11 protein-coding genes are annotated in these 12,633 nt (G+C 64.4%); 2 read left to right on the forward strand and 9 right to left on the reverse strand.

Annotated elements, in window-relative coordinates:
* Positions 1-172: 172 nt before the first annotated feature.
* Complete coding sequence (gene aguB, locus OEG79_RS19420; protein WP_264146573.1) at positions 173-1,054, forward strand: N-carbamoylputrescine amidase; 882 nt, start codon at positions 173-175, stop codon at positions 1,052-1,054.
* A 69-nt stretch (positions 1,055-1,123) separates the two neighbouring features.
* The gene (aguA, locus tag OEG79_RS19425; RefSeq protein ID WP_264146574.1) at positions 1,124-2,221 is read left to right on the forward strand and encodes an agmatine deiminase; all 1,098 of its coding nucleotides are present in this window, start codon (positions 1,124-1,126) and stop codon (positions 2,219-2,221) included.
* Positions 2,222-2,282: 61 nt separating this feature from the next.
* On the opposite strand, the gene OEG79_RS19430 is transcribed toward aguA, so the two are convergent.
* From OEG79_RS19430 to OEG79_RS19470, 9 genes are all read right to left on the reverse strand, one after another.
* Positions 2,283-3,272, reverse strand: a complete 990-nt coding sequence (locus OEG79_RS19430) for a cytochrome-c peroxidase (RefSeq protein WP_276488123.1) — start codon at positions 3,270-3,272, stop codon at positions 2,283-2,285.
* 288 nt (positions 3,273-3,560) lie between these two features.
* Complete coding sequence (gene gcvH / locus OEG79_RS19435) at positions 3,561-3,950, reverse strand: glycine cleavage system protein GcvH (RefSeq protein ID WP_264146575.1); 390 nt, start codon at positions 3,948-3,950, stop codon at positions 3,561-3,563.
* A 95-nt stretch (positions 3,951-4,045) separates the two neighbouring features.
* Complete coding sequence (gene gcvT, locus OEG79_RS19440) at positions 4,046-5,128, reverse strand: glycine cleavage system aminomethyltransferase GcvT (RefSeq protein ID WP_264146576.1); 1,083 nt, start codon at positions 5,126-5,128, stop codon at positions 4,046-4,048.
* A 264-nt stretch (positions 5,129-5,392) separates the two neighbouring features.
* A complete protein-coding gene (locus OEG79_RS19445) occupies positions 5,393-7,009 on the reverse strand; it encodes an ABC transporter permease (RefSeq protein ID WP_264146577.1) in 1,617 nt (538 codons plus the stop codon).
* A gap of 113 nt (positions 7,010-7,122) precedes the next feature.
* On the reverse strand, positions 7,123-8,124 hold the full coding sequence (locus OEG79_RS19450; RefSeq protein WP_264146578.1) for an extracellular solute-binding protein: 1,002 nt from the start codon (positions 8,122-8,124) through the stop codon (positions 7,123-7,125).
* 156 nt (positions 8,125-8,280) lie between these two features.
* Positions 8,281-9,498 carry a 2-octaprenyl-3-methyl-6-methoxy-1,4-benzoquinol hydroxylase gene (locus OEG79_RS19455; RefSeq protein WP_264146579.1) on the reverse strand — a complete coding sequence of 406 codons (1,218 nt, stop codon included), beginning with the start codon at positions 9,496-9,498 and terminating at the stop codon, positions 8,281-8,283.
* A 16-nt stretch (positions 9,499-9,514) separates the two neighbouring features.
* On the reverse strand, positions 9,515-10,699 hold the full coding sequence (gene ubiH, locus OEG79_RS19460; RefSeq protein WP_264146580.1) for a 2-octaprenyl-6-methoxyphenyl hydroxylase: 1,185 nt from the start codon (positions 10,697-10,699) through the stop codon (positions 9,515-9,517).
* A gap of 4 nt (positions 10,700-10,703) precedes the next feature.
* The gene (gene pepP, locus OEG79_RS19465) at positions 10,704-12,038 is read right to left on the reverse strand and encodes a Xaa-Pro aminopeptidase (protein ID WP_264146581.1); all 1,335 of its coding nucleotides are present in this window, start codon (positions 12,036-12,038) and stop codon (positions 10,704-10,706) included.
* Between the two features lie 19 nt (positions 12,039-12,057).
* Entirely contained in the window at positions 12,058-12,612 is a 555-nt protein-coding gene (locus tag OEG79_RS19470; protein ID WP_264146582.1) for a YecA family protein, read from the reverse strand.
* Between the last annotated feature and the right edge of the window lie 21 nt (positions 12,613-12,633).

Consider the following 12,633-nt stretch of genomic DNA (forward strand, 5'->3'; position numbering starts at 1 on the left):
GCGCGCCCACAAATTCGATAAAAATCGAAAAATATCGGCTCAGGAAGCTTCAAACCTCTTCTAATATCGATATTTATCGGATATAAATCGATCATTCGCCCTGATTGATGACCGAACAGTAAGGCCTTCCGACTCACCGGAGCGGCCCGTGAACGAGCTAGAGAGGTGCTTCATGTCCCGTATCGTTACCGTTGCCGCCACCCAGATGGCCTGCTCCTGGGATACCCAGACCAACATCGCCAACGCGGAAAGACTGGTACGTCAGGCTGCAGCCCAGGGTGCCCAGATCATCCTGATCCAGGAGCTGTTCGAGACGCCCTACTTCTGCCAGAAGCCCAATGCCGACTACACCCAGCTGGCAACCACGGTCGAGGAAAACCCGGCTATCGCGCACTTTCGGAAAGTGGCCGCCGAGCTGAAAGTGGTGCTGCCGATCAGCTTCTTCGAGCGCGCCGGCCGCGCTCGCTTCAACAGCATCGCCATCATCGATGCCGATGGCACGAACCTCGGGATTTATCGGAAAAGCCATATCCCGGACGGCCCCGGCTATCACGAGAAGTACTACTTCAACCCGGGCGATACCGGCTTCAAGGTCTGGGACACCGCCTATGCGCGGATCGGTGTGGGCATCTGCTGGGACCAGTGGTTCCCGGAGTGCGCGCGCAGCATGGCGCTGTTGGGTGCGGAAATCCTCTTCTACCCGACCGCCATCGGCAGCGAACCGCACGACGCCAGCATCACCTCGCGCGAACACTGGCAGCGCGTGCAGCAAGGTCACGCCGGCGCCAACCTGATGCCGCTGGTGGCCAGCAACCGTATCGGCAGGGAAGAACAGGACGGCTACGACATCACCTTCTACGGCAGTTCATTCATCGCCGACCAGTACGGTGCGAAGGTCCGGGAACTGAACCAGACCGAGGAAGGTGTTCTGGTACACGGCTTCGATCTGGACGCCCTGGAGAAGGTGCGCACCGCCTGGGGTGTGTTCCGCGACCGCCGGCCGAACCTATACTGGCCGCTTTCCACGCTCGACGGCGAACGCCCCTGCGAGTGAACCTGGCCCGGATGCAGGCCGGGGCTTTTTCTCACGACTTTCCGGATTGCATCCGGCTACAGGTGAAATATGACCACACTGACCACCACTCCACGCGCCGACGGCTTTCGCATGCCGGCCGAATGGGAAACCCACAGCAAGACCTGGATGGTCTGGCCGGAGCGCCCGGACAACTGGCGCAACGGCGCCAAGCCGGCGCAGGCGGCCTTCACCGCCGTGGCCAAAGCCATCGCCCAGTTCGAGCCGGTGACCGTCTGCGTCTCCGACGCGCAGTACGAAAATGCCCGAGCGCGCCTGGACGACGACAACATCCGCCTGGTGGAAATCACCACTGACGATGCCTGGGTACGCGATACCGGGCCGACCTTCGTGACCCATTCCAATGGCGACGTGCGCGGCGTGGACTGGACCTTCAACGCCTGGGGCGGTTTCGATGGCGGCCTGTACTGGCCGTGGCAGCGAGACGACCAGGTGGCGCGCAAGATTCTCGAGATCGAAGGCTACAAGCGCTACCGCACCGAAGGTTTCGTCCTCGAAGGCGGCTCGATCCACGTCGACGGCGAAGGCACCCTGATCACCACCGAAGAATGCCTGCTGAACAAGAACCGCAACCCGCACCTGTCGCGCGAACAGATCGAGGCCGTGCTGCGCGAGCACCTGGCCATCGATACGGTGATCTGGCTGCCGGATGGGCTGTACAACGACGAGACCGACGGCCACGTCGACAACTTCTGCTGCTACGTGCGCCCGGGCGAAGTGCTGCTGGCCTGGACCGATGATGCGAACGACCCCAACTATCCGCGCTGCCAGGCCGCCATGCGCGTGCTGGAAAGCGCTCGTGATGCCAAGGGTCGCCAGCTGACCGTACACAAGATGCCGATCCCCGCGCCGATCCATGCCACCGAAGAAGAGTGCGCCGGCGTCGACATCGTCGAGGGCAGCCAGGAGCGTGACCCGTCGATCCGCCTGGCCGGCTCCTACGTCAACTTCCTGATCGTCAACGGCGGCATCGTCGCGCCGAGCTTCGACGACCCTAAGGACGAGGAAGCCTGCGCCATTTTGCAGCGGGTGTTCCCCGAGCATCGCGTGGTGATGGTGCCCGGCCGCGAGATTCTGCTCGGTGGTGGCAATATCCATTGCATCACCCAGCAGCAGCCCAGGGGCTGACACCTCGCCCCACGAAACGCAAAACGCCCGACATGTGCCGGGCGTTTTCGTTACAGCCAGCTCACTCGAACGGCTGCGGACGCGGCGTATCGTTGCTGGACGGCGGCAGGATCGGCAGAGCGAAGCTCGGCTGCTCACCGGTCAGGGTCTTGAGGAAGGCAGTGATCTTGCCGATCTCCTGCTCGCTCAGCTGTCGACCCAGTTGCAGGCGCGCCATGATGTCCACGGATTCCTCCAGCTTCCAGTAGGCGCCGTCGTGGAAGTAGGGATAGGTCAGCTCGACGTTGCGCAGGGTCGGCACCTTGAACTTGAAGCGGTCTGCATCCTTGCCGGTCAGGCCGGCCACGCCTTCGGCGGGGTTGCTGGTTTCATAGGGTTCGACCAGGCCCATCTTCTGGAACGAGTTGCCGCCCAGCGCCGGGCCATTGTGGCAGGCCACGCAACCGATGGACTTGAACAGCTCGTAGCCTTCCAGTTCGGTCTGGGTGATGGCCTGCTGGTCGCCCTTGAGCCACAGGTCGAAACGCGAATTGGGCGTGACCAGGGTCTTTTCGAATTCGGCGATGGCGTCGGTCACTTCATCCAGCGTGATCTCGTCCTTTTTGTACACGGCCTTGAACGACTCCCGGTACTGCGGGATCGAGCGCAGCACGTCGATGGCCAGAATGTGGGTGAAGGCCATCTCCTTCGGGTTGGAGATAGGCCCGGCGGCCTGCTCCTTGAGATCGGCGGCGCGGCCATCCCAGAACTGCGCCAGGTTCAGGCTGGAGTTGAGTACGGTGGGCGAGTTGATCGGCCCCTGCTGCCAGTTATGGCCGATGGAGCTGGGCAGGTTGTCACTGCCGCCCATGGACAGGTTGTGGCAGGAGTTGCATGAGATGAACCCCGAACGCGACAGGCGCGGATCGAAGAACAACTGCTTGCCCAACTCCACCTTGGCAGGGTCGGTGATCTCGGCGGGGGCGATGAACTGTACGGGTTCGTTGTCCGGTACTGCGGCCCAGGCGCTGGCGCCCAGGCACAAACCGGCCATCAGACTTAGCGTACGCATGTGTTATCTCCTCAGGTATTGGCTGTTCTGGTTATGTGCTGACCATGCCCAGCGCCCACCCGGTGCGGCTTGATCTGCATCAAGCTGCACATGCATTCGCCATCAATTGATTTGTTTCACTTCGTTTTTCAAAGCCTTACACCGCAGCGGTAACACCCGGCAGAAGCGGAAGATTCCACTCAGGCGGATGCAACCCGATGGCCACTGATACGGGCAATGAGCAGTACGCGAGCGATACGCCGGCAACAAAAAACCCGCCGAAGCGGGTTTCCTGCGTATCGACGCGAATCAGGCGTCGGCGTCGGCACTGGCCTGATAGGCGGCAGCGTCCAGCAGCTTGTCCAGCTCGCTGGCATCGCTGGGCTTGAGCTTGAAGAACCAGCTGCCGTACGGGTCGCTGTTGACGCTTTCCGGACTGTCGGTCAGTGCTTCGTTGATGGCGATGACTTCGCCGCCAACCGGGGCGTAGATGTCGGAGGCAGCCTTGACCGACTCAACCACACCCGCCTCCTGGCCGGCGTTCAGCTGCTTGCCGACTTCCGGCAGCTCGATGAACACCACATCGCCTAGGGCTTCCTGGGCGTGGTCGGAAATGCCCACGGTCACGCTACCGTCAGCTTCCAGACGAGCCCACTCGTGACTGGAGGCATAACGCAGATCGGCAGGGATATTACTCATTGTTCGATTCCTCATAAGCGATGACGGCAAGTGGGCCGTCAGGACAATTTAGCAGGCCGCGGCTGGAGCGAAAGCCAACGCCGCGACCAGATGATTCAGATAAGGGTTTTGCCGTTGCGGACGAAGCCCGGCTTGACCACCCGTACCGGGTACCACTTGCCGCGAATCTCCACCTCGGCACGGTCCCCGGTCGCTGCCGGCACCCGGGCCAGCGCGATGGATTTGTTCAGCGTAGGCGAGAAGCTGCCACTGGTGATCTCGCCGTCGCCAATGCCTTCAACGCGCACCACCTGATGCGCGCGCAGTACGCCCCGCTCCTCCAGCACCAGCCCCACCAGCTTGCTCGGGCAACCGGCGGCGCGTTGCGCCTCCAACGCCGAACGGCCGATGAAGTCTCGCGCGGCAGGCTCCCAGGCGATGGTCCAGGCCATGTTGGCGGCCAGCGGGCTGACCTGCTCATCCATGTCCTGGCCATAGAGGTTCATCCCTGCCTCCAGACGCAGGGTGTCACGGGCGCCGAGGCCGATGGGCGAGATACCGGCGCCGACCAGATCGTTGAGGAAGGACACCACCTCGGTGACCGGCAGCACGATCTCCAGACCATCTTCGCCGGTATAACCGGTGCGGGCGATGAACCAGTCACCTTCGGGCAGCCCCTGGAATGGCTTGAGCTCGTGAATCAGCGCCGCGCGGGCCTGGGTCACCAGCTCGGAAACGCGCGCCCGCGCCTTCGGCCCCTGAATGGCGAGCATGGCCAGATCACGGCGCTCGCGCAGCTGTACATCGAAGTCGCCAGCCTGCGCATGCATCCACGCCAGGTCCTTGTCACGGGTACCGGCATTGACCACCAGGCGGTAGCCCTCTTCGGTGAGGTAGACGATCAGGTCGTCGATCACCCCGCCCTGCTCGTTGAGCATGGCGCTGTACAGTGCCTTGCCGGCACTTTCCAGGCGTGCCACATCGTTGGCCAGCAGACGCTGCAGGTAAGCCTGCGCCTGACCGCCACCGACGTCCACCACACACATATGCGAGACGTCGAACACGCCGCAGTCGCGGCGCACCTGATGGTGCTCCTCCACCTGCGAACCATAGTGCAGCGGCATGTCCCAGCCGCCGAAGTCCACCATTTTGGCCCCCAGCGCCAGGTGCAGGTCATAAAGGGGGGTACGCTGTCCCATGGGTTATCTCCTTCCGGGCTTGGCGAAGCGATTAAGCCCCGAGAAACTGGCTGCGTTGCCATTGCTGCATTGCAGGCAAGCCGGAAATGCTCATGTGCAAAAGCACACTCCGCTTCCTCGCCTGCTGCGCCTTGCACTGGCGGCCTCGCTTACGTTTCTCAGCAGCCTGTCGGGATGCCCCGACTCGCGAATGGCGCGCATTGTAGCCGCAAGGTCGACGGGGGTCATCTGACCAAAGGTCGTTACCTTCGCAGGCGGCTCGCCTCAACCGAAACTGCGCGCCGAGCGACGGATCAGCAGAATCACCGGCAACAGGCCGACCAGCACCAGGGTCAAGGCCGGCAACGCGGCACGGGCCCACTCGCCCTCGCTGGTCATTTCGAATACGCGCACCGACAGCGTGTCCCAGCCAAATGGCCGCATCAGCAGGGTCGCCGGCATTTCCTTGAGTACGTCGACGAACACCAGCAGCGCGGCCGACAAGGTACCCGGCAGCAGCAGCGGCAGGTAAACCCTGAAGAACAGGCCAACACCGCCAACGCCCAGGCTGCGCGAGGCCTCCGGCAGCGACGGGCGGATCCGTGCCAGGCTGGTTTCCAGCGGCCCGAAGGCCACCGCCATGAAGCGGATCAGATAGGCCACCAGCAGCGCCGCCAGGCTGCCCAGCAGCAGCGGCTTGCCGGCTCCGCCCAGAGCGCTGGAGAGCGGGATCACCAGTTCGCGATCGAGGAAGCTGAACGCCAGCATGATTGCCACCGCCAGCACCGACCCCGGCAATGCATAGCCGATGTTGCCCAGCGCCACACCAAGTCGCACACCACGATTCGGTGCCTGACGACGGGCGAAGGCCAGCAGCATGGCCACGCTGACGGTAATCAGTGCAGCCATGCCGCCCAGATACAGGGTGTGCAGGATCAGCCCGGCGTAGCGTTCGTCGAGATCGAAACGGCCGCGCTGCCAGAACCACACCAGCAGTTGCAGCAGCGGGATGACGAAGGCGCAGGCGAACACCAGACCGCACCAGGCACTGGCCGCAAAGGCCTTCCAGCCATGCAGGTGATACAGCGCCTTGCCGCGCGGCCGCTCGTTGGCCGGTCGCGCCACCCCCCGCGCGCGACGCTCGCCGTAGAGCACCAGGGCCACCGCCAGCAGCAGCAGGCTGGCCAGCTGGGTCGCGCTGGTCAGGCTGTAGAAGCTATACCAGGTCTTGTAGATGGCCGTGGTAAAGGTATCGAAGTTGAACACCGAAACCGCGCCGAAGTCGGCCAGGGTTTCCATGATCGCCAGCGCCAGACCGGCACCGATGGCCGGACGCGCCATTGGCAGAGCCACACGCCAGAAGGCCTGCCAGGGGCTCTGCCCGAGCACCCGCGCCGCTTCCATCAGCCCCTTGCCCTGAGCCAGGAACGCGCCACGGGCGAGCAGGTAGACATAGGGATAGAACACCAGAACCAGAACGATGATCACCCCGCCGGTGGAACGCACCCGCGGCAGGCGCAGGCCGCTGCCGAACCATTCGCGCAGCAGCGTCTGCACCGGGCCGGCGAAATCCAGCAGGCCGACGAAGACGAATGCCAGCACATAGGCGGGAATGGCAAAAGGCAACATCAGGGCCCAGTCCAGCCAGCGCCGGCCGGGAAATTCGCAGAGGCTGGTAAGCCAGGCCAGGCTGACGCCCAGCAGCGTCACACCGATGCCGACGCCAAGCACCAGGGTCACGGTGTTGCCGATCAGCCGCGCCATCTGCGTCTGCCACAGGTGCGCCCAGATCTGCTGATCGACTTCATGCCAGCTCAGCAGCAGGACCGACAGCGGCATCAGCACCAGGACGGCGACAGCAAGGACGATGGGATACCAGCGACGCTGGACGGGATGCGGCACGCGGATTCCTCGACTACGGAAAGGACGACGCCCCGGCTAGGCGGGGCGTCGCAGTATAACGGCAGCAGGGCGGATCGCCGAAGGTACGCCGTGACGCACCTTCGCCCCAGGCATCACTGCCAGCCGGCACGATCCATCAGCATGGTCGCCTCGGCCTGACGCTTGCCGGCCACCTCGGTGGCGATGGAGTCGGCCTTGAAGGTGCCCCAGGCGGCCACTTCCTCGGACGGCGAGACCGCCGGGTTGGCCGGGAACTCCTGGTTGACGCCGGCGAAGATGGTCTGCGCTTCCGGGGTGGTCATCCACTCCAGCAGCTTCCTCGCTTCTTCGGCATGCGGGGCGTGCTTGGTCACGCCGGCGCCGGCCAGGTTGACGTGCACGCCACGGTCGTTCTGGTTCGGCCAGAAGGGTTTCACCTTCAGGTCCGGCTGCTGCTTGTGCAGACGGCCGTAGTAGTAGGTGTTGGTGATGCCCACGTCGCACTGGCCGGCGTCGATGGCCTGCAGCAGGGCGGTGTCGTCGGCAAACACGTCGGTGGCCAGGTTGTTGACCCAGCCCTTGACGATCTCTTCGGTTTTCTCGGCACCGTGGGTTTCGATCAGGGTGGCGGTCAGCGACTGGTTGTAGACCTTCTTGCTGGTGCGCAGGCACAGGCGGCCTTCCCAGTTCTTGTCGGCCAGCGCTTCGTAGGTGGACAGCTCCTCCGGCTTGACGCGCTCGGTGGAGTAGAAAATGGTCCGTGCACGCAGCGACAGGCCGGTCCAGCTGTCGGTGCTGGAGCGGTACTGAGGGGGGATATTGGCGTCGATCACGTCGGACTTGGTCGGCTGCAGCACGCCTTCCTTCTCGGCCTGCCAGAGGTTGCCGGCATCGACGGTGATCAGCATGTCGGCCGGAGTGTTGGCGCCTTCGGCCTTGAGGCGGGCGATCAGCGGCGCTTCCTTGTCGGTGATGAACTTGACCTTCACACCGGTCTTGGCGGTGTAGGCATCGAACACCGGCTTGATCAGCTCGTCGATTCGCGAGGTGTAGACCACGACTTCGTCGGCGGCCTGGACGGCAGTTGCCAAGGTGCTGAGGGTGAATGCAGCGAGCAGAGCGTTGCGAGCCTTCATTAAACCAGCCTCGTTAAGTGGAAATCGAAGTGGCTAAATAGTAGTGAATGCTATTTGCCTTCTCAATATAAATGCTGAAGCAGGGGGCACCAGTTATTACAAGGTGTTTTCGCCCTCCCGGGCCGCCAGCAGATCTGCCGGCAGCAACGGGCTGGATCAGGCCCTTGCCAGCTCCGGCAAATCCCCCGAGAGACCGAGTGCCTGGCGCACGAACAGCGCCTTGGCTTCTGCCTGACCATCGACCAGGTCGAGGCCGACATTGCGCAGCAGGCGCAGCGGCAGGGGATCAGCCTGGAACAGACGCTGGAAGCCTTCCATCGCAGCCATCATCGTCAGATTGTGCGGCATGCGCCGCCGCTCGAAGCGGCTCAGCACCCGCTCCTCGCTCAGGCTCTCGCCACGTTCGGCGGCGTGCAGCAGCACCTCGGCGAGTACCGCGGCGTCGAGGAAGCCCAGATTGACGCCCTGCCCGGCCAGCGGGTGGATGGTATGCGCGGCATCACCGACCAGTGCCAACCCTGGCTCGACATAACGTTTGGCATGCCGCTGGCGCAGCGGAATGCACAGCCTGCGGTCGGCATGCAGCACCTCGCCTAGGCGGTGTTCGAAGGCCTTGCCCAGCTCGGCGCAGAAGGATTCATCATCCAGCGCCATCAGACGCTCGGCCTCGGCCGGCACGGTGGACCAGACGATGGAACACCAGTGCTCACCGGCCGCCCCCGCCAGGGGCAGGAAGGCCAGCGGGCCGTCATCGGTAAAACGCTGCCAGGCGGTGGCCTGGTGCGGGCGCTCGCAGCGCACGCTGGTGACGATGGCGTGATGCAGATAATCCCACTCGCGGGTGGCGCAACCGGCCAGGCGACGTACCGCGGAGTTGGCGCCATCAGCTGCCACCAGCAGCGGTGCGCGCAGCTGGCGACCATCGGTGAGGGTCAGCAGCCAGTCGTCTCCGCTGCGGCGCAATTGTTCCAGGCGCGCCCCCGGCAGCAGACCGATCTGGCTGTCGTGCAGGCGATCGAGCAGGGCGTCCTGCACCACACGGTTCTCGACGATATGACCAAGGGTCTCGGCATGTACGCTGGCCGCAGCGAAGTGGATGCTGCCGGTGCCCGAGCCGTCCCACACGCGCATCTCGCCATAGGGGCAGGCGCGTCGTGCGGCAATACCCTGCCAGGCGCCCAGACGTTCGAGAATGCGCTGGCTGGCCATCGACAGGGCGCTGACGCGCGGCTCGAACGCCGCCTGCGCATCGAACGGCGCTACGCTGAGCGGGCTGCCGTCGACGATCAGGATGTCCAGGCCGCTGTGTTCAAGCGCCAGGGCCAGGGTACTGCCGACCATTCCGGCGCCGACGATGATCAGATCCGCTCGCATATTCATTCCTTGGCTGTCAGAGGCTTCGCGTGCCCATACCCATTGCCTGCCGGGCGAACCAGCGCTTGGCCGGTGGCAACAGGTCAAGCCCGAGCAGGCCCAGGTTGCGCCCGGCAGCCAGCAGCGGCTGGGCATTGCTGAACAGACGTGTCACCTGGTCGGAGAAACCGACTGTCATCTGCTGATCGAGTTGCTGTCGCTGCCGGTAGCGCTGCAGCGTGGCGAAATCGCCCAGGCTGGCCTCGCTGCCGATCAGCACCTCAGCCAGCGCCAGGGTATCGCGCAGCGACAGGTTGTAACCCTGACCGGCAATGGGGTGCAGGCTATGCGCGGCATTGCCCAGTACCACCAGATGCGCCCGCACCTGCTCCTGCGCCTCGATCAGGCTCAATGGATAGAGGTGCCGTGCACCAACCTGCTGCAAGGCGCCCAGGCGATAGCCGAAGGACTGCTGCAGTTCGCCGAGAAACCGTGCCTCGCTGACACGCAGCAAACGCTCGGCATCGGCGTTGCTGCGCGTCCAGACCAGCGCGCAACGATTGTCACTCAGCGGCAGCATGGCCATAGGGCCGTCATCGGTGAAGCGTTCGAAGGCCTGACCTCGATGCGCCTCCAGCGGGCTGACGTTGGCAATCAGCGCGCTCTGCCCATAGGGCTTGCTGCTGACGTTGATGCCGAGTTGCTCACGCAGCCCGGAGCGCCCGCCGTCGGCGAGCACGGCCAGATCGCAGTCGAGACAGCTTTCGTCGTTCAGGGTCAGGCGATAGCCGTCGTCGAGGCGCTGCATGCCGACCACCTCGGCCGGACAACGCCATTCGATCAGGTCCTGATCCAGCGCCTGCCACAGGCAATGGCCGATCCAGGCGTTCTCCACCACGTAGCCAAGCGCCGGCACGCCTTCCTCGATGGCCTGCAGGCGGGTCGCGCCGAAGCGGCCGCGATCGGAAACATGAATCTGCTGAATCGGCTCGGCGCGCCGGACGATGCTCTGCCACAGGCCGAGGCGTTCGTAGATCAGCCGGCTGCCGTAGGACAGCGCGGTGGAGCGGGCGTCATAGCTGGGCTGATATTCGCTGCCCGGTGCGAAGGGTTCGATCAGGGCGATGCGCCAGCCACGCTCGCGTGCGGTGTCCTGCAGGGCCAGCGCCAGGCTGGCGCCGACCAGACCGCCACCGACGATCGCCAGGTTCACACGGGACATGGCCTCAGGCCGCCTCGGTGCGCGCGGCAGCCATCAGTGCCTCGATCTCGACGACGGTCTTGGGCACGCCGCCGGTGAGAATCTCGCAGCCCTGGCGGGTCACCACCACATCATCCTCGATGCGCACGCCGATGCCGCGCCATTTCTTGGCGACCTTGTCGTTGTCGGGGGCGATATAGATGCCTGGCTCCACGGTCATCGCCATGCCCGGTTCGAGCACGCGCCATTCGCCGCCAACCTTGTAGTCGCCGACATCGTGCACATCCATGCCCAGCCAGTGGCCGGCGCGGTGCATGTAGAAGGGTTTGTAGGCCTCGCTGGCGATCAGCTCGTCAACCTCGCCGCTGAGCAGCCCCAGTTCCACCAGGCCGGCGGTGATCACCCGCACGGTGGCCTCGTGGGCCTCGTTCCAGTGCCGGCCGGGGGCGATATACTTGAAGGCCTCCTCGTTGGCCTCGAGCACCAGCTCGTAGATGGCCTTCTGCTCCGGCGAGAACCTGCCGCTGACCGGGAAGGTGCGGGTGATGTCGCTGGCGTAGCAGTCTATCTCGCAGCCGGCGTCGATCAGCACCAGATCGCCGTCCCTGAGCAGGGCGTCGTTCTCGCGGTAATGCAGGATGCAGGCATTGCGGCCGGCGGCGACGATGCTGCCGTAGGCCGGCATCTTCGCCCCGCCCTTGCGGAATTCGTAATCCAGCTCGGCTTCCAGGTGATATTCGTACAGTCCGGCGCGGCTGGCCTGCATGGCGCGGACATGGGCGCGCGCACTGATCTCGGCGGCCTCCTTCATCACCTTCACTTCGGCAGCCGACTTGTACAGGCGCATGTCATGCAGCAGGTGATTGAGGGCGACGAACTCGTTCGGCGGCGTGGCGCCTTGACGGGCCTTGGCGCGGATGTGGTTGACCCACTCCATCAGCCGGTGATCGAACTCCTGATTGCAGCCGATGGCGTAGTAGACGCGCTCGCGGCCCTCGATCAGCCCCGGCAGGATGTCGTCGATATCGCCGATGGGAAAGGCGTCGTCGGCGCCGAACTTGCTGATCGCGCCGTCCTGGCCGGCACGCAGGCCATCCCACAGTTCACGCTCGGGATCGCGCTCGCGGCAGAACAGTACATATTCACCATGCTCACGCCCGGGAATCAGCGCCATCACCGCCTCCGGCTCGGGGAAGCCGGTGAGGTACTGGAAGTCGCTGTCCTGTCGGTAGACGTGCTCGACGTCGCGGTTGCGGATATACACCGGCGCCGCCGGCAGGATGGCGATACTGTTGGGTTCCATCTGCGCCATCAGCGCCTTGCGCCGACGGGCATATTCGGACTTGGGGATGCTGATCAAGGCAGGCTCCGGCGGACAATCAGTGCAGGGAGGGTTTGGCGGCAGGCACAGCGGGCTTGGCGCACTCGGTAAACAGCAACAGCGGCGCCACACGCAGGTACTCCATGACCTCCATGTAGTCGCTCTCGCCGTCTTCGGATTCTTCCAGGGCGCTCTGCACCTGGGCGATGGCGGAGAGATCCTGCAACACCTCCATGGCCTCGGCGCTCAGCGCGCCGTCGCGGGCGGTCAGACCGAAGCCGCCGAGAAAGCCCTGACACCATTGGCCCAGAGCGGCGGCGCGCTGCGCCAGCGGGGTTTCGTCATCGGGCAACAGCAGAACTACGGTGATGTCCTCGCTGCACAGTTCACCCTTGACCATCTCCTGCAGACCGATCAGCGCCTGGCGTACGCTGTCCTGCGGTTCGCCGCCGAGCAGATCGGCAGCATCGAGCAACCAGGCGTCAGCGTCGAAGCCGGCACCGGCACAGCTGCGCCCGAGGAGCAGGCCGTGCAGTTCGGCAGGGGAAACGGAATACCCGGCGCTGTTCAACAGCGCGGCGAAGGCGGCATAGGGAGAGCTTGGAATCGACATAGATAGCTAGGCGCCAGGCGG

The organism is Pseudomonas sp. Z8(2022) (assembly GCF_025837155.1).
Classification (GTDB): Bacteria; Pseudomonadota; Gammaproteobacteria; order Pseudomonadales; family Pseudomonadaceae; genus Aquipseudomonas.